Origin of the sequence: Pseudomonas sp. MYb541 (assembly GCF_037479595.1) — a bacterium.
Lineage (GTDB): Bacteria > Pseudomonadota > Gammaproteobacteria > Pseudomonadales > Pseudomonadaceae > Aquipseudomonas > Aquipseudomonas canadensis.
The window spans coordinates 1-21,859 of the sequence record NZ_JBBGYS010000071.1 but is presented as its reverse complement, the minus strand read 5'-3'; the positions used below and the strand labels follow the sequence as shown (position 1 = coordinate 21,859).

Here is a 21,859-nt window from a genome sequence, read left to right as displayed (position 1 = left end):
CTGTTGAACCCCCATTCAATGTGGCAGCTGGCTTGCCTGCGAGGGCGATCTTGTGGACGCAATCGCCGGCAAGCCGGGCTCCTACAAGGTGTGCGTCACACTCGGGCAGCGAAGACAGCCTGATGCTGACGGCACTGCTCAGCCGTCAACATGAACACCCCGTGACCGCCGCGCTGGAAGTCCAGCCAGGCAAAGTCCACTTCCGGGTACAACGCCTCGACGTGCACCTGGCTGTTACCCACTTCAACAATCAGCAAACCCTTCTCGGTGAGGTGGTCCGCCGCTTCGGCCAGCATGCGCCGCACCAGGTTCAGGCCATCATCGCCACACGCCAGGCCCAGTTCCGGTTCGTGCTGGTATTCGTCAGGCATATCGGCGAAGTCTTCGGCATCCACATACGGCGGGTTGGACACGATCAGGTCAAAGCGCTGGCCCGGCAGGCCGTCGAATCCGTCACCCTGCACGGTGTAGACACGTTCATCGACGCCATGGCGTTCGATGTTCTGGTTGGCCACTTCCAGGGCTTCGAAGGACAAGTCCCCCAGCACCACTTCGGCGTCCTGGAACTCATAGGCGCACGCGATACCGATGCAACCGGAACCGGTGCACAGGTCGAGGATGCGTGCCGGTGGCTGCGCCAACCAGGGTTCGAAACGGTTTTCGATCAGTTCGCCGATCGGTGAACGCGGGATCAGCACGCGTTCATCGACGATAAACGACATGCCACAGAACCAGGCCTCGCCGATCAGGTAAGGTGTCGGCACGCGTTCGTGGATGCGGCGATGCAACAAGCGTTGCAGGTGGGCGACTTCCTCTTCTTCCAGGTTGCAATCAAGGTAGCTGTCGGCAATTTCCCACGGCAAGTGCAAGGCACCGAGCACCAGTTGCCGGGCATCGTCCCAGGCATTGTCGGTGCCATGGCCAAAAAACAGGTCTTCCCCATGGAAACGGCTGACAGCCCAACGGATATGGTCGCGCAAGGTGCGCAGGCGGGAAGTGGTCACGGGGGCAAGCTCCTGGAAAAAACGACTGGCGATTCTAACAGCCTTCACCTGTACCGACGATGTACGAAAACCCGTCGCCATCCGTCGGATTTCATCCAAAATGCCATCATTGTGTTAAACAGGCCCACCTCTTGACATGGCTGCACGTCAACAACGGCGTACCTTACGATGGTAGCGATTCACAGAACCGCTCAGCCAGTGGACAATGTCGCAAAAGCCCCCCTCACAGGAGCCCCAGAATGTCCGTTCCAAAGACGATGTTTCAACTCAGCGGTCGTGGTTACGCAGCAGCGAACCTCAGCCATGCGACCCTCGTGATCATCGACGCCCAGAAGGAATACCTCAACGGCCCGCTCGCCCTCTCGGGCATGGACGCGGCCGTCGGCAATATCAAGCAACTTGTGTCAGCCGCCCGCAACGCCGGGCGCCCGATCGTGCATGTACGTCACCTGGGCACCGTGGGTGGTCTGTTCGATCCACAGGGCGAGCGCGGCGAATTCATTCCGGGCCTTGAGCCTGAAGGCGACGAAACCATCATCGGCAAGCTGCTGCCCAGCGCCTTTCATGGCACCGGCCTGGAAAAACACTTGCAGGACCTCGGTTCCCTGGACCTGATCGTCTGCGGCTTCATGAGCCACTCCAGCGTCAGCACCACCGTGCGCGCCGCCAAGAACCTAGGCTTTCGCTGCACCCTCGTGGAAGACGCCTGCGCCACCCGCGACCTGCCTTACAAAGGTGGCATCCTCAGCGCCGAGCACGTGCAGCAAACCGAAATGGCCATCATGGCCGACAACTTCGCCACCCTGGCGTTGACCAAAGATCTGATCTGATCGACCTTCAGATGAGCGGCGCGGCCTGTTTACGGCCCCGCTCATCCGCAAAGCCCTTTCATTTGGCGCATTTAGCCCTCGCCCCGGAACAACCTGTGTATTGTCCGGTCGAAGGGCCGATACCCTGGAGGAAAGGTCGGAATGAAGATATCCGATGGTTTTGACGCTCGTCGCTTGCGCCCCAAGGGCCCGAGCAACTGGCGTCTGCGCCTGGTGGCCGGCATTGCCGCGTTGCTGGCGATAGTTGGTTTGCTGTTGGCCGGCGCTGGTGGCGCCGGTTTGTTTGGTCACTCGCCGGCCCTTGGTGAATTGAATGCCAGCCCTGGCGGCTCGGCGATTCTGTTGGTGATCGGGCTGCTGGTGCTGTGGTTGGGCGTATGGTTATGGCGGCGCAGCCGTCGGAAAATGCGTCAGCCGTTGTCGCTGAACATCGCTTCACACCTGATGAAAAAGCACGACTGATGGCGCTTGGATAGCGTTTCCTGCGCCCTGGCCGCCGCGATTTAGGTAAACTGCCCGCCCTTCGCGGAGGCCAACATGCAAGACGACGATTTTTCCCTGTTCAAAAACGAGCTGCGCGGCGTCAAGCCGATCAAGCACGACCGCGCCGACACCGGCAAACCCAAGGCCGACCGGGCGCAGATCGCCAAGCTGCGTCAGGCAGCGACCGTGCGCACCGATGCCGCCACCGTGGATGGCCTGTCGGACCAGTTCGTGATCGACGTCGGCCCCGAAGACGAGCTGATGTGGGCCCGCGATGGCGTGCAGGAAAGCCAGATGCGCAAGCTCAAGGCCGGCCAGATCCCGTTCGAAGGCAGCCTTGACCTACATGGCATGAATGTCGAAAAAGCCCGGGAAACCCTGTGGGCCTTCCTGGCTGAAGCCACCAAGTTCGAAATCCGCTGCGTACGCGTCACCCACGGCAAGGCTGTGCGGCTGGACGGCAAGCGCCCGATGATCAAAAGCCACGTCAACACCTGGCTGCGCCAGCATGCCCAGGTGCTCGGCTTTACCTCATGCCAGGCCCGCCACGGCGGCGCGGGGGCGGTGTATGTGATGCTCAAGCGTACGATGATGGAAGGGCGCGATGAGTAGACATGAAAAAGCCCAGCGCTAAGGCTGGGCTCTTTGTTCGGGGAGCTGGATTTCTAGTTACTACTAAACTCCCTTGATTTTTTTTCTTTCGCTAAAGAAATCAAGGCTTTTTGCATCGTAATCGCCGTATTGGCGGCGCTCCGATACACCGCCCGTTTTTCCTCTACCGAACAGTTCCGGAAAAAATCTGACATAGTCGTCGCTGGATAGCTTTCTACTGCGTCCGTGATTTCGCCTTTCATAAGGCTGCTCCAGTCAAAATTTTCTCAAGTTGATCTGGATGGTGGGGCTGCCTGACCAACTCGTCAATTTCCTCGGCTGAAAGGTCAATGCCGATTTCTGCATCGCCACCGTCTGTGTCCTTGATCAACACGTCGACTTGAAGACGCCCCTGAAACTCGCGCTTTAACTGGCAAACCGTCGCCTTCGATGCTTAGAACTGACGAGCGAACTCATTGCAAGGGATATTCCGCCCTTCGATAGCCTCCCGTGCCAACACAAACTCCCATGCCAGCTCGGGCTTTTGATAAACGTAAATGACTTGAGCCGTTCGATTGCCTTTATCGAGCGCGCGTTGAATATTCTTTCTGGCCACATCAAGATTCGCGAGTGTCCCATCCAGAAGAAACGACTGGCGCTGTTGATAAACCAGATCGAGGGTCCGTTCAACGATAACGGTTACACCCCGCTGAAAAAGACTCGAGTTCCCACCTGTGTATTCCGGGAAATACGCCCTAAAGTCGTCAGGGTCGATCCGAAGAGCTGTGGCGCCACTCGCTTCCATCAAGCGAATAAAGGACTTCGAAACCTCTGTCTTACCTGCGCCTGGGAAGCCAGCCATGAATACTGATACCGGAAATTCGTCAGCCGGATACCTTTTCAAGCAGGCCAATTGCCGGGCTATTCGTGTCCGATTTTCCTTGGCAAAGAGCACTGCACGCTCAGAAATGCTTCGTTCCAATGGTGTCATCACGTCCCCCTCAACGGAGGCCGACTCTAACATCGGCATCGCCCAGGAATACAACTGTCGGCGCACCTACGCTACTATATGCGCCAATCACCGGCGCTCAATGCGGTATCCGCGCTGAAAAACGCTTCACATTGGTACAGGCATATACCGTACCGTTCTGAAACCCATACGGAAACAGTCCTGTGACATTGGAACAAAACTACACCGCGATCCTCGGCCAACTCGGCGAGGACGTTTCCCGCGAGGGCCTGCTCGACACGCCAAAGCGTGCCGCCAAGGCGATGCAGTACCTCTGCCGCGGCTATGAGCAGACTCTGGAAGAGGTCACCAACGGTGCCTTGTTCAGCTCCGACAACAGCGAAATGGTGCTGGTCAAGGACATCGAGTTGTACTCGCTGTGCGAACACCACCTGCTGCCGTTCATCGGCAAGGCGCACGTAGCCTATATCCCGAGCGGCAAAGTGCTGGGCCTGTCCAAGGTTGCGCGGATTGTCGACATGTACGCGCGCCGCCTGCAGATCCAGGAAAACCTCAGCCGCCAGATCGCCGACGCGGTGATGCAAGTGACCGGTGCCCTGGGCGTAGCCGTGGTGATCGAAGCCAAGCACATGTGCATGATGATGCGCGGTGTGGAGAAACAGAATTCGTCGATGATCACTTCGGTGATGCTGGGTGAGTTCCGCGAAAACGCGGCCACCCGCAGCGAATTCCTCAGCCTAATCAAGTAACAGGCTGTGTACAAAAAAACCGGCGTTCATCGCCGGTTTTTTTTCGCCTGCAAAATTGAGGTAAGCTGCGGCCCCTTCTTCATGGGCAAGAGGTTTCAGCCATGTTCGTCAAAGCACTTCGAGTGGGCCTCGGCCACGTCATCATCGCGGGCGACTTTCTTACCCGCCCACGCAAAAAGCAGCGTTCCGCCGAGCAACAGGCACAGGTGAATGCAGCGGCCAAAGAGCTGACGCTGTATCAGTTCCACGCCTGCCCGTTCTGCGTGAAGACCCGCCGCACCCTGCACCGCCTGAATGTGCCCGTCGCGCTGAAAGATGCGAAGAATAACGACCAGGACCGCCAGACCCTGCTGGAGCAAGGCGGCAAGATCAAGGTGCCGTGCCTGCGTATCGAAGAGAATGGCCAGACCACCTGGATGTATGACTCCAAGGTGATCATTGATTACCTCGATAAGCGTTTCGCAGCAGTCTGACAGCCCCCCACCTGTAGGAGCCCGGCTTGCCGGCGATGGCGTCCGTAAAATCGCCGTCTGGCGTTGGGGCCTCATCGCCGGCAAGCCGGGCTCCTACAGGTCGTTGATATCCAGATCCAGCAGCGCGGACCCTAGGCATTTGCCATGCGCATCCAGCGCCAGCGAGCGGGTGACGCCGCCGCGCAGGATGCCCGGCAACACGAAGTTCAGCGCCTGCACATTCGGCAATTCATAGCGCCGTACAGGCGCCGCGCCCGGCTCACGCAACCCCGCGAAAACCTCGGCCACGCGCTCGGCCGTCAATTGTTCGCAGAGCAGTGGGTAGTCCTCGACACGATAAGCAATGATCGAAATGTTCGACGTGTCGCCCTTATCCCCTGTGCGGGAATGGGCCAGCATCTGCAGCTTCATGCTTCGATCCTCGGGTTGACCTTATCGCGCGGCAGCAACAACGACGCTACCGCCACCACCTGACGCACGCTTTTGCTGGCGCCGCCGCCGCCCGACGGGCCGTTGGTGTAGAGGGTTTCCACTTCATTGCCCACCCGAACCGCCTCACCGCGCTCCTCACAGCGAGCCGCCACGCGCAGGCGCACTTCCCAAGGCTCGACCGTGCTGCGCGGACCGTGGAGCGAGTCCATGCCGATCAACTCAGCACGCACGTCCTGCATCTTCACGCCCATCAGTTCAAGACGCTTGAGGACGACATCCCGAGCCAGCTGCGCCCGTGCGACAGCGCCGGGACCGCCGTAGGACATCTGCCCTTCACCTATCCAACCGTCCAGATAGCCGACACTGACCTTCAACTTTTCGGGGCGCGCAAGGCCGTCTGCACCTCGGGCACGCACGCGGTCGACGCTTTCCTCAACGAAGCTCACTTGAGAGAAATCGGCCGTCACGTCAGGCGTGAGGTACGCCGCCGGGTCGTGCACTTCATAGATCAGCTGTTCAGTGCAGGTCGCACGGCTGACCCGCCCGCCGGACCCACCCACCTTGGTAATCACCGCCTCACCGTCCTCAGCGATCTCGGCCAAGGGGAAACCCAGGCGCGCCAGCTCCTCCACATCCTTGAAGCCAGGATCTGCGAAATAGCCGCCGCTGACTTGCCCGGCGCATTCAAGCAAATGCCCCACCAACGTGCCGCGCCCCAGACGCTGCCAATCGTCCGCTGCCCAACCGAATGCAAACATCTGCGGTGCCAGGAACAGCGAGGGGTCAGCCACACGCCCGGTGATCACCACGTCCGCATCGGCCTTCAACGCCTGCAGAATGCCGTCGACGCCCAAATAGGCATTCGCGGAAATCAGTCGTGCGCCCAAGGAACCGACCGTCTGGCCGTTATCCAGCAAACACTCGGGCTGCAACACGCTCAACACATCATCGCCGACGACAGCGACCACCTTGAGATCAAGGCCCAATTCTTTGGCGATTCGCCGCACCTCACTGGCCGCTGCCACCGGATTGGCCGCGCCCATATTGGTAATCACCCGCAAGCGACGACGCCCGGCTTTCACGCCAACGAAAGGCAACACGCGGCGCATACGCTCACTCAACAGCGGGTCGTAACCGCCCTCTGGATCGCTGATTCGCGCCTGTTGCGCCAAAGCAATCGTGCGTTCGGCCAGGCATTCGAACACCAGGTAATCCAGGTCGCCCCGCTCGGCCAGTTCCACGGCAGGTTCGATACGGTCGCCGGAATAGCCGGCGCCGGAACCGATGCGCAAGGTTTTCATCTCAAATAACTCCCAGGAGCAACGCGGTCAGGGTCATCAACACCGACGCGGCAAACAGAAACGGAATGGTGAAGCGCTGGTGATCGGCCAGTTCGATCTTGCACAGGCCCACCAACAGGAAGGTCGCGGGGGTCAGCGGGCTGACCGGGAAGCCAGTGGTGTGCACACCCAGCAACGAGGCCTGGGCTACTTGCAGCGGGTCGACGCCCAGGGCCTTGCCGATTTCGGCGATCACCGGCATCACGCCGAAATAGTAGGAATCCGGGTCAAACAGCATGCTCAGTGGCATGGAAATGAAGCCCACCACCGCCGGGATCAACTTGCCGTGGCCGGCCGGAATCTGCGCCACCGCCACTTCGGCAATCGCCTTGAGCATGCCGGTGCCCTGCATGATGCCGGTGAACACCCCGGCGGCGAGCAGGATGCTGGCCATGGTCAGGGCGGTTTTGGCATGAGCGTCGATGCGGGCACGCTGGGCGTCGACGTTCGGGTAGTTGATGCACAGCGCCACCACCGTGCCGAGCATGAACATCACCACCGGATCGACCCAACCGGCAATCATCACCACCATCACCAACACGGTCAGGATCAGGTTGACCCAGAACAGGCGCGGGCGACGCAGCTTGATGTCATCGTCACTCAGTACCCGTTGCGGCACCGCATCCACGGTGGAGCCAGCGCCGAGGCCCAGGCGTTTCTCTTCGCGACGGCCGAGCCACCAGGCACAGGCGAATACAAAGATCAGGCCAACAATCTGCACGGGGATCAACGGTTGGAACAGGTCCGCCACCGGCACGTGCAGAGCCGCAGAGGAACGCAGCACCGGACCGGTCCACGGCAAGAAGTTGACCCCGGCGGCCATCGCGCAAACACAAGCCAGGATGCGTTTATCGATGCCCAGCCGTGTATACAACGGCAGCATCGCCGGCACCGTCACCAGAAAGGTCACCGCGCCGGAGCCATCCAAATGCACCAGCAGCGCCAGGGTCGCGGTGCCTACGACAATGCGTGTAGGACGCGTGCCTACCGTGCGCAGGATGCGATCAATGATGGGGTCGAGCATGCCGGCATCGGTCATGATCCCGAAAAACAGGATCGCAAACACAAACATGCCCACCACGGGGGCGACGTTCTTGATGCCGGTGATGATGAAGGCGCTGGTTTGCAGGCCGAACCCGCCAAGCAGCGCGGCGATGATCGGCAGGGCGATCAGGGCCACCAGTGGCGAAAGGCGTTTGCTCATGACGGCAGCGAGCAGGCACAGGATGGTGATGACACCCAGGGTAGCGAGCATGGGTTACTCCAGAGCGGCCTTGGTGGCCGGTTATTGTTTTCCCTGGAGTATTGGAAGCGGGTTAATCTTTGTAAATTGGAATATTCACCCGTTAGTGTTCGGAAAAACAAAATGAAGCTGCGCTCATGAAAAACAGCATCCAACACATCCAGGCTTTCCTCGCCGTCGCTCGCACCGGCAGTTTCACCAAGGCCGCCAACGAGTTGCACCTGTCGCCCTCTGCGCTCACCGTACAGGTGCAACAGCTGGAAGACTGGCTCGGCGTCGCCCTGCTCGACCGCAGCCCGCGCCATGTCAGCATCACCGCTGCGGGCCAGGACGCGCGTGGCCCCATGGAAAAACTGCTGCTGGACCTGGACAACATCGTCACCGGCTCCCGCGACCTTGCCGCCCTGCGCCGAGGCGTGGTCACTATCGCTGCCCTGCCCTCCGTATGCGCCGGCACATTGCCGCCGGTTCTACGCGTGTTTCGCGAGCGCTTTGCCGGGATCGAAGTGCGCCTGCATGACCTGGTGGCCCATCGCATTCATGCCCAAGTGCGTTCCGGCGAGGTGGATTTCGGCATCGGCGTGCGCGCACGGCTCAGCCACGGCCTGGAATTCGTGCCGGTGTTGAATGATCGCTTGTGTGCGTTCGTGCCGGTGGACCATCCGCTGACTCGCCATCGCACACTGACCCTGGAACAACTGGCAGACCAGCCGATCATCCTCACCGGTCGCGACAGCAGCGTGCGCGAACAAGTGGATGCGCTGTTCGATGAAACACGCCTGACAATGAACGCCGGCATGGAGGCCAACTACATGTCGACGGTGCTGGCACTGGTGCGTCAGGGGTTGGGGATCAGTCTGCTGCCAGAGTCGGCGGCGGACAGCCTGGAAGGATTGAAGCGTATCCACATCGATCATCCCGGCGTGAACCGGGAGATCGGGTTGATCAGTCGCAGCGGGATGGGCCTGAGCCCGGCGGCGCAGCGGTGTTTCGAGTTATTGAGCAACGAATTGCGCGGGTGATCAATCGAGCATCGGCACATGCTTGGGATGGCTGGCAACACGCTTCAACCACGCCTGCACCCCCGGATAAGCATCCAACTCAAAACCACCCTCATTCGCCACATGGGTGTAGGCATACAAGGCCACATCGGCGATGGAGAACTGATCGCCCACTAGGTACGGCGTCAGCTGCAATTGGCGCTCCATGACCTTGAGCGCTTTGTAACCGCCCTTGTGCAGCTTCTTGTATTCCTCCAGGCGATCCTCGGGCAACCCCAGGTAAAACTGGATAAACCGCGCCACAGCAATGTACGGCTCGTGGCTGTACTGCTCGAAGAACTGCCACTGCAGCACTTGCGTGCGCAGGCGCGGTTCGGACGGAAGGAATTCACTGCCATCGGCCAGAAAGTTGAGAATCGCGTTGGACTCCCACAGGCAGGTGCCGTCTTCCAGTTCCAGCACGGGGATCTTGCCGTTGGGGTTCTTCGCCAGGAATTCGGCGGTCTGGGTGTCACCCTTGAGGATGTCCACATCCACCCATTGGTATGGGATGCCCAACAGGCTGAGCATCAATTTGATCTTGTAGCAGTTGCCCGACTTGTAATCGCCATAAACCTTGTACATGGGGCTCCCCTTATGCCGCTTGCGCGTGCTGTGCTTGACGGACAACCGCGGCCAGGCGCTTGAGACCTTCGTCGAGGCGGGCCGGGTCGATATGGCTGAAATTGAGCCGCAGAGAACCATGATGTTGGTCCGGCTCGGAAAAGAACGGTTCACCGGGCATGAACGCGACATTCTGTTCCAGCGCTTGCGCCAACAAGGTGCGGGTGTCGAGTGGCTGTTTCAAGGTCAGCCAGAAGAATAATCCACCTTGGGGCACTTGCCAGTCGGCCAGATCGGCGAAGTGACACTTTAGCGCCGCCTGGAATGCATCGCGGCGCTGGCGGTAAAAACTACGCAGTTCCACCAGATGCCGTTGGTATTTTTCGCTGCCGATCCACTGCATCGCCTGCCATTGGCCAACACGATTGGTGTGCAGATCGGCCGATTGCTTGAGCTTGAGCAAGTGCGGGAACAGGTCCGGGCTGGCGATCAGGTAGCCGACGCGCAAACCCGGCAACAGGGTCTTGGACACGGTGCCGGTGTAGATCCAACTGGCTTTTTTCAGGCGCCCGACGATGGGTTTGGCGCTGCCGCCGTCGAAGGTCAGTTCGCGGTAGGGCTCGTCTTCAATCAGAGTGACGCCGAATTCATCGAGCAGCGCAGCGACGGCTTCGCGCTTGGCTTCGCTGTAGCGTACGGCGGACGGATTCTGGAAGGTCGGGATCAGGTAGATGAACGCCGGGCGATGGCGTTCGAGGTTGGCGCGCAACGCGGCCAGGTTCGGGCCATCGGCTTCCAGTTGCACGGTGAGACAATCGGCACCGAACAGTTGGAAGATCTGCAAGGCGGCCAGGTAAGTCGGGCCTTCCAACAGAATCTGCGTGCCTTTGTCGATGTACAGCTTGGCCGCCAGGTCCAGGGTTTGCTGGGAACCGCTGACCACCAGCACCTGGCTGGCCTGGCACGGCACGCCGAGTGCACGCGCTTCGGCGGCAAGCAATTCGCGCAACTGTGGCTCGCCTTCGCTCATGCCGTATTGGCCGATGTTGAGGGGCATGTCGTCCCAGTTCAGCGCAGGCAGCATGGCTTCGGCCGGCAGGCCACCGGCGAACGACATCACTTCCGGGCGCTGGGCCGCCGCGAGGATTTCACGGATCAAGGAGCTTTTGAGGCGCGTAACACGTTCAGAGAAGGCCATAAGGTCACCGGTAGCGAAGCCTGTGGGAAATACGTCAAACTAGTTGACCGAAATTACGACGACTCACACGGATACGTCAATATGCTTGACCTTAAAAATCCCACCGCCCAGCAAACAGCCATGGAAGCGTTCTTCTTCGGCTACCAGGCGTTTACCGCCAAGGCCGACGAAATGCTGGAGCGCCGTGGCCTGAGCCGGGTGCACCAGCGCATTGTGTTTTTTATCGCGCGCTACCCGGCCTTGAGCGTAAAGGAACTGCTGGAGTTGCTCGGTGTGAGCAAGCAGGCGCTGAACATGCCGCTGCGCCAATTGCAGGAAATGCACCTGGTGAACAGCGTTGCATCCGAAACCGACAAACGTAAACGCCTGCTGGAATTGACCGACGAAGGCCTGCGTTTCGAGCAATCCCTGCGCCGTGAACAGGTGAAACTGTTGCAACGCGCGTTCAGTGAGGCGGGCGAAGAGGCAGTCACAGGATGGTTGGCCGTCAATCAGGCATTGAGCGCGAACTAGCCCTTCACACCGCTATTCGAAAACATTATTTGCTTTATTTGTATACAAAAGCATAATTCGCCTCGTGCGAGTTCCTGACCTATTGGTCAACAAAACCCGCCAGTACCTCAAAGCGCTGTTGCCCACACCCGTGACCGGCGCTGGAAATAACAATAAAACTCTTGAGGAGTACTCGCTGTGGATAGCCGCAAATCCGAAGCCCCGACGCTTGACCTTGCCCCCTCACAGAACGGCTGGCTGGAACGCCTGTTCAAACTGCGCTTGCATGGCACCACAGTGAAGACCGAGCTGATCGCCGGCCTTACCACCTTCATCACCATGGCGTACATCATCTTCGTCAACCCCAACATCATGGCCGACGCAGGCATTGACCACGGCGCGGCATTTGTTGCCACCTGTATTGCCGCCGCGCTGGGTTGCCTACTGATGGGCTTGTATGCCAACTGGCCGGTGGGCCTGGCGCCGGGCATGGGCCTGAACGCGTTTTTCACCTACACCGTGGTCGGCACCATGGGGTACACCTGGGAAACCGCGCTGGGGGCGGTGTTTATCTCCGGCGTGCTGTTCATGGGCCTGACGCTCTCGCGAGTGCGTGAATGGTTGCTCAACAGCATTCCCGTCAGCCTGCGTCATGCCATGGGCGCGGGCGTGGGCCTGTTCCTAGGGGTGATCGGCCTGAAAACCGCCGGCATCATCGTCGACAGCCCGGCCACGCTGATCAAGCTCGGTTCACTGCATGAACCCGCGCCACTGCTCGCGGCCGTGTGCTTTCTGCTGATCGCCATCCTCAGCTACCACCGTGTGTTCGGCGCGATCCTGATCAGCATTATCGCCGTGACGCTCGCTGGCTGGGGCCTGGGCTTGGTGCATTACAACGGCATGATCTCCACCCCGCCGAGCCTGGCGCCGACCTGGATGGCCATGGACATTAAAGGTGTATTCAATGTCAGCATGATAAGCGTTGTATTCGCATTTCTTTTTGTACACATGTTTGATACCGCAGGTACACTGATGGGCGTCGCGCAACGGGCCGGGTTGGTCAATGCCGAGGGCAAGATCGATAACCTCTCCCGTGCATTGAAGGCCGACAGTGCCTCCAGTGTGTTTGGTGCGATGGTCGGTGTGCCGCCTGTCACCAGCTATGTGGAAAGTGCTGCTGGCGTGGCCGCTGGCGGTCGCACCGGGCTCACCGCCGTGACCGTGGGCGTGCTGTTTGTGGCGGCGATGTTTTTTGCACCGCTGGCCGGCATGATCCCGGCATATGCCACCGCCGGTGCGCTGATTTACGTTGCGATGCTGATGATGGCGAGCATGGCCCATATCAATTGGGATGAAGCCACCGACAGCATTCCCGCGATCGTCACGGCAATCATGATGCCGCTGACGTTTTCGGTTGCTGACGGTATTGCCTTGGGCTTTATCACGTACGTGGCGCTCAAGGCCGGCACTGGCAAGTACCGTGAGATTTCCGTCAGCCTATGGGTGCTGTGCGCGATCTTTATCGCCAAATTCATATTTCTATAAAGGAGTAACGGATGAACCTGGAAACCTGGCTACTGTTCAGCGGCGCGGCATTGGTGGTGATCCTGATCCCGGGGCCCCTGTCATTGCTGATGATCAGCAACAGTCTCAACTTCGGCCTGCGCCGTTCGTATCCAGCGTTTCTCGGTGGGGTGTTTGCCTCGATCTGCCTGTTGAGCGCCTCGGCCCTGGGCCTGGGCGCTCTGCTACTGGCCTCCGAGCAGGTGTTCAGCGCCTTGAAAATTGTCGGCGCGCTCTACCTGTTTTACCTCGCCTGGCAGAGCTGGAAGCAATCGCGCCAGCCGGCGCAAGGTGCCGTAGTGCCCCAGGCCATCGCCACCCCACGCTTTCGCACGCTGTTTGGCCGAGCGTTTGTACTGGGCGCGAGCAACCCCAAGGACATCCTGTTTTTCGCCGCCTTCTTGCCCCAGTTTCTCAATGGCACGCAGCCCTTTCTCCCGCAATTGCTGATCATGATCGCCACCTGGACCGTACTCGACCTGTTGTGCAAGTTGACCTACGGCCTGAGCGCCCATGGCGCTGCGCGGTACTTGCGCAGCGGCAAAGGCCAGAACTGGTTCAACCGCGCCAGCGCCGCCTTGTTCGGCGGGGCTGGCGCGGCGTCGCTGCTCAGTCGCTGAAGCAGGCGCAGGCACTCAGATACCTTCAAGCTTGACGAAAAACACCGTGAACGTCCGCGAATGGTCATCGTGCTGGATACCCGCCAGCACGTTGACCAGGCGCCCCTGCGCGAGGGCTGCCCGCCTGGAACCAGGCATCCGACCGCTGCATGCCGTGCTCATGAATGCCTCCTTGGCATTGCAAACCAGAGGCTAGGTGAACGACGCACGGCGGGAGAGGTAGACAGTTAACCAGAGATCAAGACGAAAAAAAGCCCGCAGTGTGGGCGGGCGAAAAACCAACGAAGAGCTTTGGGGGTGTGAAGCGAGGTGACGCTAGCTACCGCGATAGGTGGAGTAGCTGTAGGGCGAAATCAGTAGCGGGACATGGTAGTGATCCTGTTCGGCGCTGATGCCGAAGCGCAGGACCACCACATCCAGGAAGGCCGGTTCGGGCAGTTGCACACCACGGGCGCGATAGTAGTCACCGGCGCTGAATTGCAGCTGGTACACACCACTGCGGTAATCATCGCCCTGCAACAAGGGCGCGTCGCAACGGCCGTCGCTGTTGGTGACGGCGGTGGCGACCAGTTCCAGCTGCGCGCCTTCGACGCGGTACAGCTCAACCTTGATTGCGCTGCCGGGGCAGCCGTGTGCAGCATCCAAAACGTGTGTGGTCAAACGTCCCATGGCGTCTACGCGCCTCCCATAGTCAGTAGAAGAGTGGTCCGCACTTTTTCAGGGCAGCGAAAAAGCCGGCGATGGCTGATTAAGACACTTTTTAAAAAAATTGTACACAATAAAAATCACAAACCTATGGATCTACCTGCCTGCGTTGCTCAACGGCACAATCGATGAGTAATCCTTGCTTTTAAACGACCTTTTGTCCATTAGCTGACCAACCAGGCAAGTTTCTTGCTACACCATTCATCTAGAGCCCTGCAGAAAAAATGCAGAAATGTAGGCTTACAAAGTGCGCGATAAGTTGTATACAATCACTCATCGCTAACACGACGAACAAGAAGGAAGACTGCAGTGAGCGCTGACTACCCACGCGACCTGATCGGTTACGGCAGTAACCCTCCTCACCCCCACTGGCCGGGCAAGGCGCGCATTGCGCTGTCTTTCGTACTCAACTACGAAGAAGGTGGCGAGCGCAATATCCTGCACGGTGACAAAGAGTCCGAAGCCTTCCTCTCGGAAATGGTCTCGGCCCAGCCGCTGCAAGGCGCACGCAATATGAGCATGGAGTCGCTGTACGAATACGGCAGCCGTGCCGGCGTGTGGCGCATCCTCAAGTTATTCAAAGAATTCGATATCCCGCTGACCATCTTCGCCGTGGCGATGGCCGCTCAGCGCCATCCGGATGTGATCCGTGCGATGGTCGAGGCCGGCCATGAGATCTGCAGCCACGGCTACCGCTGGATCGACTACCAGTACATGGACGAGGCCCAGGAGCGTGAGCACATGCTCGAAGCCATCCGCATCCTCACCGAGCTGACCGGCGAGCGCCCACTGGGCTGGTACACCGGCCGCACCGGCCCCAACACCCGGCGGCTGGTGATGGAGGAAGGCGGCTTTCTCTATGACTGCGACACCTACGACGACGACCTGCCCTACTGGGAACCCAACAACCCCACCGGCAAGCCGCACCTGGTAATCCCTTACACCCTGGACACCAACGACATGCGCTTCACCCAGGTGCAGGGTTTCAACAAGGGCGATGACTTCTTCGAATACCTCAAGGACGCGTTCGACGTGCTCTACGCCGAAGGCGCCGAGGCACCGAAGATGCTTTCCATTGGCCTGCACTGCCGCCTGATCGGCCGCCCGGCGCGCCTGGCGTCGTTGAAGCGGTTCATTGAATACGTCAAAGGTCACGAACAGGTGTGGTTCACTCGTCGTGTGGACATTGCCCGTCACTGGCACGAAACCCACCCGTACACGGGAGCCGCGAAATGACTGCGTTTCACACCTTGAAACCGTCGACCCTGAGCCGCGATGCATTCGTCGCAGCCTTCGCCGATATCTACGAACATTCGCCATGGGTAGCCGAAAAGGCCTACGACCTGGGCCAGGACGCTTCGGTCGACCAGATCGAAACCCTGCACCAGCGCATGAGCGACATCCTGTTGAGCGCCGATCATGCCAGCCAGTTGGCGCTGATCAACGCTCACCCGGACCTGGCCGGCAAAGCTGCCGTCCAGGGCCAACTCACCCAAGCCAGCACTGATGAACAGGCTGGCGCGGGGATTCACCAATGCACGGCCGAAGAGTTTTCTCGCTTCACCGAGCTGAACGATGCCTACAAGGCCAAGTTCAAGTTTCCCTTCATCATGGCGGTAAAAGGCAGCAACCGGCATCAGATCCTGGCCGCGTTCGAAACGCGCATTCACAACTCGGTCGAGGCCGAGTTCAAATGTGCACTGGCCGAGATCAACAAGATCGCGTTGTTCCGATTACTGACCCTCTAAACGACCATCCCCAGCCACTCTCTCTAAGGCAGACAAGAAGAATGAAAGCTTACGCCGTACCTTTCGAAAAGTTCGTCAACCTGGCCGACGCCCGCCTGGGCACCAAGATCATCTCCGTCACCGATGACTGGTTCGCCGACGCCAACCGCCTGTTCCAGCCGACCCCGGCCGTATGGAAGGAGGGCGTTTTCGATGACAACGGCAAGTGGATGGACGGCTGGGAGTCGCGCCGCAAGCGCTTCGAAGGCTACGACAGCGCTGTGATCCGCCTGGGCGTACCGGGCAGCATCAAAGGCGTGGACATCGACACTTCATTCTTCACCGGCAACTTCCCGCCGTCGGCGTCCCTGGAAGCCTGCTTCCTGGCTTCGGGCGAGCCGGATGACAAGACCCAGTGGGTGGAAGTGCTGTCGGCCGTCGAGCTGCAAGGCAACAGCCACCACTACCACGAGATCAACAACGACCAGGCGTTCAGCCACCTGCGTTTCAACATCTACCCGGATGGCGGCGTGGCCCGTCTGCGTGTGTACGGCGTGCCGTTCCGCGACTGGTCCTCGGTGGGCGACAACGAACAGGTCGACCTGGCTGCCGCTCTTAACGGCGGTCGTGCCCTGGCCTGTTCCGATGAACACTTCGGCCGCATGAGCAACATCCTCAACCCAGGCCGTGGTATCAACATGGGCGACGGTTGGGAAACCGCACGTCGTCGCACGCCAGGCAATGACTGGGTGATTGTGGCGCTGGGCCATCCGGGCGAGATCGAGAAAATCATCGTCGACACCCTGCACTTCAAAGGCAACTACCCGGACACCTGCTCGATCCAGGGCGCCTTCGTGAAGGGCGGCACCGACAGCCAGATCGAAACCCAATCGCTGTTCTGGCGCGAACTGTTGCCGGCGCAGAAACTGGAAATGCACGCTGAACACACGTTTGCCGAGCAAATCAAGGCGCTGGGCCCGATTACTCACATCCGCCTGAATGTGTTCCCGGATGGTGGCGTGAGCCGCCTGCGAGTATTGGGCAAGGTAGCTAAGTAAGCGGTGAACCCATCGCAGGCAAGCCAGCTCCCACAGGGGAATGCATTCCAAGTGTGGGAGCGGGCTTGCCCGCGATGACAATAGATCAAACAACACAGCATTCGGATAAGAAGACAGCCATGCGCACACTGATGATCGAACCCCTGACCAAAGAAGCCTTCGCCCCTTTCGGAGACGTTATCGAAACCGACGGCAGCGATCACTTCATGATCAACAACGGGTCGACCATGCGCTTCCACAAACTGGCAACGGTGGAAACCGCCAAGCCAGAGGACAACGCGATCATCAGCATCTTCCGCGCCGACGCGCAGGACATGCCGCTGACCGTGTGCATGCTGGAACGACACCCGCTGGGCAGCCAGGCTTTCATTCCGCTGCTCGGCAACCCCTTTCTGATCGTGGTCGCGCCACTTGGCGATGAACCTGTATCGGGCTTGGTCCGCGCCTTCGTCACTAACGGCAGGCAGGGCATTAATTACCATCGCGGCGTCTGGCACCACCCGGTGCTGACGATCGAAAAGCGGGATGACTTCCTGGTGGTTGATCGCAGTGGCACAGGCAATAACTGCGATGAGCATTTTTTCAAAGAGGATGAGCGGTTGATCCTCGCCCCCCACCAATAAGAGAAGGTCTGATCACCCGACAACAAGGGTGACAGGCGAGAGGTAAAGACTGTGGAAGCACATTTGATGGAATGGCTGAACCTGAGCGTGCGCTGGGTTCACATGATCACGGGCGTCGCGTGGATCGGCGCTTCTTTCTACTTCGTCTGGCTGGAAAACAACCTCAATCGCGTCAACCCCAAGAGCGGCCTGGCCGGTGACTTGTGGGCGATCCACGGTGGCGGTATCTACCACCTGGAAAAATACAAACTGGCCCCGCCGACCATGCCGGACAACCTGCATTGGTTTAAATGGGAAGCCTATTTCACCTGGATGTCCGGTATTGCGCTGCTGTGCGTGGTGTTCTACTGGAACCCGACCTTGTACCTGCTGGCCCCGGGCAGCAGCCTCAGTGGTCCGGAAGGCGTATTGCTGGGCATTGGTTCACTGTTCGCCGGCTGGTTCATCTACTCCTTCCTGTGCGACTCGGCCCTGGGCAAGCGCCCTGCCCTGCTCGGTTTCATCCTGTTCGTGCTGTTGATTGCCGCCGCGTACGGCTTCAGCAAAGTGTTCAGTGGCCGTGGCGCCTACCTGCACGTGGGTGCGGTGATCGGCACCATTATGGTCGGTAACGTGTTCCGCATCATCATGCCGGCGCAACGCGCGTTGGTGGCGGCAATCGCGGAGAACCGCACGCCAGACCCGGCACTGCCGGCCAAAGGCTTGTTGCGTTCACGTCACAACAACTACTTCACCTTGCCGGTGCTGTTCATCATGATCAGCAACCACTTCCCGAGCACCTACGGCAGCCAATACAACTGGCTGATCCTGGCGGGTATCGCGGTAGCGGCGGTGTTGGTACGGCACTACTTCAACACCCGTCACAACAGCCAGAAGTATGCGTGGACCTTGCCGGTAGGCGCGTTGGCGATGATCAGCCTGGCGTACGTCACCGGACCAAAACCGGTGTCGACCGCACCGGAAGTGGCCAAGGCACCCGCCGCCATCGAGTACCAGCCATTGCCGGAAACGGCGTTGGGTGGTGGCTTGAAACCCGCTGCGCCGGCCGCACCCGCCGCTCCGGCGGCTGAACCGGCACCGGCCCAGGCCACCACGGATTTCGGCCAGGTCCACAGCGTGATCGAGCAGCGTTGCACCGTGTGCCATTCGGCCAAGCCCACCAGCCCGCTGTTCAGCACCGCGCCGGCTGGGGTGATGTTTGACACCGCGGCACAGATCCAGCAGCAGGCCGCGCGTATTCAAGCGCAGGCCGTGGCGAGCCAGATCATGCCGTTGGGCAACATCACCCAGATGACCCAGCAGGAACGGGACCTGATTGGCACCTGGATCAATCAGGGGGCCCGTACCAACTAGCTAACGATGTCCTGTAGTGAGCGGGCTTGCCCCGCGCTGGGTGGCGAAGCCGCCCTAAAACCAGCCCCCTGGATTCTGTCTGGAAGTGCACGGTGGCCGGATTGGGGCGGCTTCGCCACCCAGCGCGGGGCAAGCCCGCTCACTACAAAGCTCTCCGCTACACAATTGTTGAAACAACAAAAATAAAAAAGATCCGAGGTGTTGCATGACCGAGTTAGCCGAACCGCAGATTCCTGCCGCGCCCGCCATGGTGCGGCTGCCCCTCTTGCAACTGATTCTGGTAGGCCTGCAACACGTCTTACTGATGTACGGCGGCGCCGTCGCCGTGCCCCTGATCATTGGCCAGGCCGCCGGTTTGAGCCGTGAAGAAATCGCTTTTCTGATTAACGCCGACCTGCTGGTCGCCGGTATCGCCACCATGGTGCAGTCGTTCGGCATCGGTCCGGTGGGCATTCGCATGCCGGTGATGATGGGCGCCAGTTTTGCCGCCGTCGGCAGCATGGTCGCGATGGCCGGCATGCCCGGCATCGGCTTGCAGGGAATCTTCGGCGCGACCATCGCCGCCGGGTTCTTCGGCATGCTCATCGCGCCATTCATGTCCAAGGTCGTGCGCTTTTTCCCGCCACTGGTGACCGGCACAGTGATCACCGCGATTGGCCTGTCGCTGTTTCCGGTAGCCGTGAACTGGGCCGGTGGCGGCAGTGCTGCCGCCACATTTGGCTCGCCGATCTACCTGGCGATTGCCGCACTGGTACTGGCCACCATCCTGCTGATCAACCGCTTCATGCGCGGTTTCTGGGTGAATATCTCGGTGCTGATCGGCATGGGCCTGGGTTACGCCTTGTGCGGTGCGCTCGGCATGGTCGACCTCAGCGGCCTGGCGATGGCGCCGTGGGTGCAGGTGGTGACGCCGTTGCACTTCGGCATGCCCAAGTTCGAGTTGGCGCCGATCCTGTCAATGTGCCTGGTGGTGGTGATCATCTTTGTCGAATCCACCGGGATGTTTCTCGCGCTGGGCAAGATCACCGGCCAGGATGTCACGCCGAAGATGCTGCGCCGTGGCCTGTTGTGTGATGCCGGTGCGTCATTCTTTGCCGGTTTCTTCAACACCTTCACCCACTCGTCCTTCGCGCAGAACATCGGTCTGGTGCAGATGACCGGCGTGCGTTGCCGTTCGGTGACGATCATGGCCGGGGTCTTCCTGATTGTGCTGAGCCTGTTGCCCAAGGCCGCCTACCTTGTGGCATCGATTCCACCGGCGGTGCTCGGCGGCGCGGCCATCGCCATGTTCGGCATGGTGGCGGCGACCGGGATCAAGATCCTGCAGGAAGCCGACATCGCCGACCGTCGCAACCAGTTGCTGGTGGCGGTGAGTATCGGCATGGGCCTGATCCCCGTGGTGCGCCCGGAGTTCTTCGCGCAGCTACCGCTGTGGATGAGCCCGATTACCCACAGTGGCATCGCCATGGCCACGCTCAGCGCGTTGTCGCTGAACATCCTGTTCAACATTCTCGGTGGCGCTGAACGCCCTGAAGTCGCTCATACGCATTGATTCCCCCTGTTACTAAAAAGCAAAGAATAAAAACAATAACGAAACAGGGAACACAAGCATGCACACCCTTCACCTGGGGCCGGCCACAAGCCGTGCCCCATTCTCGCCCCACGCGCGCTTTAACAGCGCACTTGAGCCACGGCCTGGGAGCCAGTATTCTCCGCGCCCGCTCGAATCGACTCAAAAAAAAACAGCGAATGTAAAAGCTGACTGCAAGGCCAACTTATCCCGGCCTTATGTCTGCGGCCAAAGTGCGCAAAAGTCCTCTGAATTCGACTGCATCCCATGCAGCCGACGGGGATTTTTTGGCTTTTTAAACACCTTGGCGCAGCTCTTGCTAAAAGCACTAAAGCTGACCGAACAGACGATTTTTGCAGCGAACCAAAAGGCGCCACACCAGAGCGCCTGCGTAGAAGAAAAACCATAAAACTTTAACTCGGGAGCAACCGAATGAAACCTATGTTCAAAGGCCTGATGCTGGCGGGATCCCTGCTGGCCGGTGGCCAAGCCGTGGCCGGTGACCTGTTGCAGTGGCAGAACAACAGCCTGACTTACCTGTGGGGCAAGAGCTTTACCGTCAACCCGCAAATCCAGCAAACCGTCACGTTCGAACATGCGGATGCCTGGAAGTACGGCGACAACTTTATCTTCGTCGACCGCATCTTTTACAACGGCAAGGAAGACGGCAACGTCGGCCCCAGTACTTACTACGGTGAAATAAGCCCGCGCCTGTCGTTCGGCAAGATCTTTGATAAAGACCTGTCGTTCGGCCCGATCAAAGACGTACTGCTGGCATTCACTTACGAGTTTGGCGAAGGCGATAACGAGTCGTACCTGCTCGGCCCGGGCTTCGACCTGAACATCCCCGGCTTCGACTACTTCCAGTTGAACTTCTACCAACGCCAGACCGAAGGCAATCGTCCGGGTGACGGCGTCTGGCAGATTACTCCGGTCTGGTCATACACCATTCCCGTGGGCAACTCTGACGTGTTGATCGACGGCTTCATGGACTGGGTGACGGACAACGACAAGAACGCCCGTGGCACTTACCACGCCAACCTGCACTTCAACCCACAGGTCAAATATGACCTGGGTAAAGCGCTGCATTGGGGCGACAAGCAGTTGTATGTCGGTTTTGAATACGACTACTGGAAGAACAAGTACGGGATCGAAGATTCGGGTGCGTTCAAGACTAACCAGGACACCGCAAGCTTCCTGGTCAAGTATCACTTCTGACCCTGGCTGATTT

27 protein-coding genes are annotated in these 21,859 nt (G+C 59.6%); 17 read left to right on the top strand and 10 right to left on the bottom strand.

Translation table 11 applies throughout. From position 1 onward, the window contains the following. Nucleotides 1-95 precede the first annotated feature (95 nt). Nucleotides 96-1,004: a 50S ribosomal protein L3 N(5)-glutamine methyltransferase gene (prmB, locus tag WH299_RS28905; protein ID WP_016976374.1), complete on the bottom strand. Its 909-nt coding sequence runs from the start codon at nt 1,002-1,004 to the stop codon at nt 96-98. Nucleotides 1,005-1,243: 239 nt separating this feature from the next. Here prmB and WH299_RS28900 point away from each other — a divergent pair, with 239 nt between their 5' ends. The 3 genes from WH299_RS28900 to WH299_RS28890 all read left to right on the top strand — a co-directional run bounded on the left by WH299_RS28900 (nt 1,244) and on the right by WH299_RS28890 (nt 2,929). Next, nucleotides 1,244-1,834: a cysteine hydrolase family protein gene (locus WH299_RS28900; protein WP_016976373.1), complete on the top strand. Its 591-nt coding sequence runs from the start codon at nt 1,244-1,246 to the stop codon at nt 1,832-1,834. A gap of 141 nt (nt 1,835-1,975) precedes the next feature. After that, on the top strand, nt 1,976-2,296 hold the full coding sequence (locus tag WH299_RS28895; RefSeq protein WP_028617257.1) for a hypothetical protein: 321 nt from the start codon (nt 1,976-1,978) through the stop codon (nt 2,294-2,296). A gap of 75 nt (nt 2,297-2,371) precedes the next feature. Next, nucleotides 2,372-2,929, top strand: coding sequence for a Smr/MutS family protein (locus tag WH299_RS28890; RefSeq protein WP_122725735.1), 558 nt, complete (start codon nt 2,372-2,374; stop codon nt 2,927-2,929). Between the two features lie 53 nt (nt 2,930-2,982). On the opposite strand, the gene WH299_RS28885 is transcribed toward WH299_RS28890, so the two are convergent. Both WH299_RS28885 and WH299_RS28880 read right to left on the bottom strand, forming a co-directional pair. Beyond that, nucleotides 2,983-3,171, bottom strand: coding sequence for a hypothetical protein (locus WH299_RS28885; protein ID WP_126570981.1), 189 nt, complete (start codon nt 3,169-3,171; stop codon nt 2,983-2,985). 191 nt (nt 3,172-3,362) lie between these two features. After that, entirely contained in the window at nt 3,363-3,899 is a 537-nt protein-coding gene (locus tag WH299_RS28880) for a zeta toxin family protein (protein WP_339551970.1), read from the bottom strand. Between the two features lie 182 nt (nt 3,900-4,081). Here WH299_RS28880 and folE point away from each other — a divergent pair, with 182 nt between their 5' ends. Then, nucleotides 4,082-4,627: a GTP cyclohydrolase I FolE gene (folE, locus tag WH299_RS28875; protein WP_019826593.1), complete on the top strand. Its 546-nt coding sequence runs from the start codon at nt 4,082-4,084 to the stop codon at nt 4,625-4,627. Nucleotides 4,628-4,728: 101 nt separating this feature from the next. Continuing rightward, nucleotides 4,729-5,100, top strand: a complete 372-nt coding sequence (locus tag WH299_RS28870) for a glutathione S-transferase N-terminal domain-containing protein (RefSeq protein ID WP_028617259.1) — start codon at nt 4,729-4,731, stop codon at nt 5,098-5,100. A gap of 93 nt (nt 5,101-5,193) precedes the next feature. Here the strand turns inward: WH299_RS28870 and WH299_RS28865 are convergent, their stop codons facing one another. From WH299_RS28865 to WH299_RS28855, 3 genes are read right to left on the bottom strand one after another with little or no spacing between them, the layout of a single operon-like run. After that, on the bottom strand, nt 5,194-5,511 hold the full coding sequence (locus tag WH299_RS28865; RefSeq protein ID WP_123474422.1) for an AtuA-related protein: 318 nt from the start codon (nt 5,509-5,511) through the stop codon (nt 5,194-5,196). Then, nucleotides 5,508-6,833 (bottom strand): acyclic terpene utilization AtuA family protein, encoded by a 1,326-nt coding sequence (locus WH299_RS28860; protein ID WP_122725731.1) that lies wholly within the window; start codon nt 6,831-6,833, stop codon nt 5,508-5,510. Before WH299_RS28860 ends, WH299_RS28865 begins: the two co-directional genes overlap by 4 nt. Nucleotide 6,834: 1 nt before the next feature. Next, nucleotides 6,835-8,127 carry a CitMHS family transporter gene (locus tag WH299_RS28855; protein WP_339551969.1) on the bottom strand — a complete coding sequence of 431 codons (1,293 nt, stop codon included), beginning with the start codon at nt 8,125-8,127 and terminating at the stop codon, nt 6,835-6,837. A gap of 125 nt (nt 8,128-8,252) precedes the next feature. On the opposite strand from WH299_RS28855, the gene WH299_RS28850 reads away from it, so the two are divergent. Next, nucleotides 8,253-9,137, top strand: coding sequence for a LysR family transcriptional regulator (locus WH299_RS28850; protein WP_122725727.1), 885 nt, complete (start codon nt 8,253-8,255; stop codon nt 9,135-9,137). Here the strand turns inward: WH299_RS28850 and WH299_RS28845 are convergent, their stop codons facing one another. Together WH299_RS28845 and WH299_RS28840 are read right to left on the bottom strand one after the other, a co-directional pair. After that, nucleotides 9,138-9,740 carry a glutathione S-transferase family protein gene (locus WH299_RS28845; protein ID WP_122725725.1) on the bottom strand — a complete coding sequence of 201 codons (603 nt, stop codon included), beginning with the start codon at nt 9,738-9,740 and terminating at the stop codon, nt 9,138-9,140. It abuts the gene before it with no gap. A 10-nt stretch (nt 9,741-9,750) separates the two neighbouring features. After that, nucleotides 9,751-10,917, bottom strand: a complete 1,167-nt coding sequence (locus WH299_RS28840) for an aminotransferase-like domain-containing protein (protein ID WP_028617264.1) — start codon at nt 10,915-10,917, stop codon at nt 9,751-9,753. 81 nt (nt 10,918-10,998) lie between these two features. Here WH299_RS28840 and WH299_RS28835 point away from each other — a divergent pair, with 81 nt between their 5' ends. From WH299_RS28835 to WH299_RS28825, 3 genes are all read left to right on the top strand, one after another. Beyond that, nucleotides 10,999-11,430 carry a MarR family winged helix-turn-helix transcriptional regulator gene (locus WH299_RS28835; RefSeq protein ID WP_028617265.1) on the top strand — a complete coding sequence of 144 codons (432 nt, stop codon included), beginning with the start codon at nt 10,999-11,001 and terminating at the stop codon, nt 11,428-11,430. A 177-nt stretch (nt 11,431-11,607) separates the two neighbouring features. Further along, a complete protein-coding gene (locus tag WH299_RS28830; protein ID WP_028617266.1) occupies nt 11,608-12,954 on the top strand; it encodes an NCS2 family permease in 1,347 nt (448 codons plus the stop codon). Nucleotides 12,955-12,965: 11 nt separating this feature from the next. Next, nucleotides 12,966-13,592: a LysE family translocator gene (locus WH299_RS28825; protein WP_339551968.1), complete on the top strand. Its 627-nt coding sequence runs from the start codon at nt 12,966-12,968 to the stop codon at nt 13,590-13,592. A gap of 15 nt (nt 13,593-13,607) precedes the next feature. Here the strand turns inward: WH299_RS28825 and WH299_RS28820 are convergent, their stop codons facing one another. Both WH299_RS28820 and uraH read right to left on the bottom strand, forming a co-directional pair. Continuing rightward, nucleotides 13,608-13,754: a hypothetical protein gene (locus tag WH299_RS28820; RefSeq protein ID WP_339497913.1), complete on the bottom strand. Its 147-nt coding sequence runs from the start codon at nt 13,752-13,754 to the stop codon at nt 13,608-13,610. Nucleotides 13,755-13,907: 153 nt separating this feature from the next. Next, nucleotides 13,908-14,261, bottom strand: coding sequence for a hydroxyisourate hydrolase (gene uraH / locus WH299_RS28815; RefSeq protein ID WP_028617268.1), 354 nt, complete (start codon nt 14,259-14,261; stop codon nt 13,908-13,910). A 345-nt stretch (nt 14,262-14,606) separates the two neighbouring features. On the opposite strand from uraH, the gene puuE reads away from it, so the two are divergent. From puuE to WH299_RS28775, 8 genes are all read left to right on the top strand, one after another. Further along, the gene (puuE, locus tag WH299_RS28810; RefSeq protein WP_028617269.1) at nt 14,607-15,533 is read left to right on the top strand and encodes an allantoinase PuuE; all 927 of its coding nucleotides are present in this window, start codon (nt 14,607-14,609) and stop codon (nt 15,531-15,533) included. Then, nucleotides 15,530-16,045 carry a 2-oxo-4-hydroxy-4-carboxy-5-ureidoimidazoline decarboxylase gene (gene uraD, locus WH299_RS28805; protein WP_028617270.1) on the top strand — a complete coding sequence of 172 codons (516 nt, stop codon included), beginning with the start codon at nt 15,530-15,532 and terminating at the stop codon, nt 16,043-16,045. Before puuE ends, uraD begins: the two co-directional genes overlap by 4 nt. Before the next feature lie 41 nt (nt 16,046-16,086). Beyond that, nucleotides 16,087-17,082: an allantoicase gene (gene alc / locus WH299_RS28800; RefSeq protein WP_028617271.1), complete on the top strand. Its 996-nt coding sequence runs from the start codon at nt 16,087-16,089 to the stop codon at nt 17,080-17,082. A gap of 119 nt (nt 17,083-17,201) precedes the next feature. Next, on the top strand, nt 17,202-17,705 hold the full coding sequence (locus WH299_RS28795; RefSeq protein ID WP_028617272.1) for an ureidoglycolate lyase: 504 nt from the start codon (nt 17,202-17,204) through the stop codon (nt 17,703-17,705). A gap of 51 nt (nt 17,706-17,756) precedes the next feature. Next, nucleotides 17,757-19,058 carry a urate hydroxylase PuuD gene (locus WH299_RS28790; protein WP_028617273.1) on the top strand — a complete coding sequence of 434 codons (1,302 nt, stop codon included), beginning with the start codon at nt 17,757-17,759 and terminating at the stop codon, nt 19,056-19,058. A 205-nt stretch (nt 19,059-19,263) separates the two neighbouring features. Continuing rightward, nucleotides 19,264-20,610, top strand: a complete 1,347-nt coding sequence (locus WH299_RS28785) for a nucleobase:cation symporter-2 family protein (RefSeq protein WP_016976352.1) — start codon at nt 19,264-19,266, stop codon at nt 20,608-20,610. A gap of 58 nt (nt 20,611-20,668) precedes the next feature. Further along, nucleotides 20,669-21,037 (top strand): hypothetical protein, encoded by a 369-nt coding sequence (locus WH299_RS28780; RefSeq protein WP_126570984.1) that lies wholly within the window; start codon nt 20,669-20,671, stop codon nt 21,035-21,037. 23 nt (nt 21,038-21,060) lie between these two features. Continuing rightward, entirely contained in the window at nt 21,061-21,846 is a 786-nt protein-coding gene (locus WH299_RS28775; protein WP_028617274.1) for an outer membrane protein OmpK, read from the top strand. Nucleotides 21,847-21,859: the final 13 nt, after the last annotated feature.

Excerpts from the sequence above, each read along its gene's own strand:
- WH299_RS28900 (WP_016976373.1), top strand. The coding sequence starts at position 1,244 with ATGTCCGTTCCAAAGACGATGTTTCAACTCAGCGGTCGTGGTTACGCA.
- WH299_RS28895 (WP_028617257.1), top strand. The coding sequence starts at position 1,976 with ATGAAGATATCCGATGGTTTTGACGCTCGTCGCTTGCGCCCCAAGGGC.
- WH299_RS28890 (WP_122725735.1), top strand. The coding sequence starts at position 2,372 with ATGCAAGACGACGATTTTTCCCTGTTCAAAAACGAGCTGCGCGGCGTC.
- WH299_RS28885 (WP_126570981.1), bottom strand. The coding sequence starts at position 3,171 with ATGAAAGGCGAAATCACGGACGCAGTAGAAAGCTATCCAGCGACGACT.
- WH299_RS28880 (WP_339551970.1), bottom strand. The coding sequence starts at position 3,899 with ATGACACCATTGGAACGAAGCATTTCTGAGCGTGCAGTGCTCTTTGCC.
- WH299_RS28870 (WP_028617259.1), top strand. The coding sequence starts at position 4,729 with ATGTTCGTCAAAGCACTTCGAGTGGGCCTCGGCCACGTCATCATCGCG.
- WH299_RS28865 (WP_123474422.1), bottom strand. The coding sequence starts at position 5,511 with ATGAAGCTGCAGATGCTGGCCCATTCCCGCACAGGGGATAAGGGCGAC.
- WH299_RS28860 (WP_122725731.1), bottom strand. The coding sequence starts at position 6,833 with ATGAAAACCTTGCGCATCGGTTCCGGCGCCGGCTATTCCGGCGACCGT.
- WH299_RS28855 (WP_339551969.1), bottom strand. The coding sequence starts at position 8,127 with ATGCTCGCTACCCTGGGTGTCATCACCATCCTGTGCCTGCTCGCTGCC.
- WH299_RS28850 (WP_122725727.1), top strand. The coding sequence starts at position 8,253 with ATGAAAAACAGCATCCAACACATCCAGGCTTTCCTCGCCGTCGCTCGC.
- WH299_RS28845 (WP_122725725.1), bottom strand. The coding sequence starts at position 9,740 with ATGTACAAGGTTTATGGCGATTACAAGTCGGGCAACTGCTACAAGATC.
- WH299_RS28840 (WP_028617264.1), bottom strand. The coding sequence starts at position 10,917 with ATGGCCTTCTCTGAACGTGTTACGCGCCTCAAAAGCTCCTTGATCCGT.
- WH299_RS28835 (WP_028617265.1), top strand. The coding sequence starts at position 10,999 with ATGCTTGACCTTAAAAATCCCACCGCCCAGCAAACAGCCATGGAAGCG.
- WH299_RS28825 (WP_339551968.1), top strand. The coding sequence starts at position 12,966 with ATGAACCTGGAAACCTGGCTACTGTTCAGCGGCGCGGCATTGGTGGTG.
- WH299_RS28820 (WP_339497913.1), bottom strand. The coding sequence starts at position 13,754 with ATGAGCACGGCATGCAGCGGTCGGATGCCTGGTTCCAGGCGGGCAGCC.
- uraH (WP_028617268.1), bottom strand. The coding sequence starts at position 14,261 with ATGGGACGTTTGACCACACACGTTTTGGATGCTGCACACGGCTGCCCC.
- uraD (WP_028617270.1), top strand. The coding sequence starts at position 15,530 with ATGACTGCGTTTCACACCTTGAAACCGTCGACCCTGAGCCGCGATGCA.
- alc (WP_028617271.1), top strand. The coding sequence starts at position 16,087 with ATGAAAGCTTACGCCGTACCTTTCGAAAAGTTCGTCAACCTGGCCGAC.
- WH299_RS28795 (WP_028617272.1), top strand. The coding sequence starts at position 17,202 with ATGCGCACACTGATGATCGAACCCCTGACCAAAGAAGCCTTCGCCCCT.
- WH299_RS28785 (WP_016976352.1), top strand. The coding sequence starts at position 19,264 with ATGACCGAGTTAGCCGAACCGCAGATTCCTGCCGCGCCCGCCATGGTG.
- WH299_RS28780 (WP_126570984.1), top strand. The coding sequence starts at position 20,669 with ATGCACACCCTTCACCTGGGGCCGGCCACAAGCCGTGCCCCATTCTCG.
- WH299_RS28775 (WP_028617274.1), top strand. The coding sequence starts at position 21,061 with ATGAAACCTATGTTCAAAGGCCTGATGCTGGCGGGATCCCTGCTGGCC.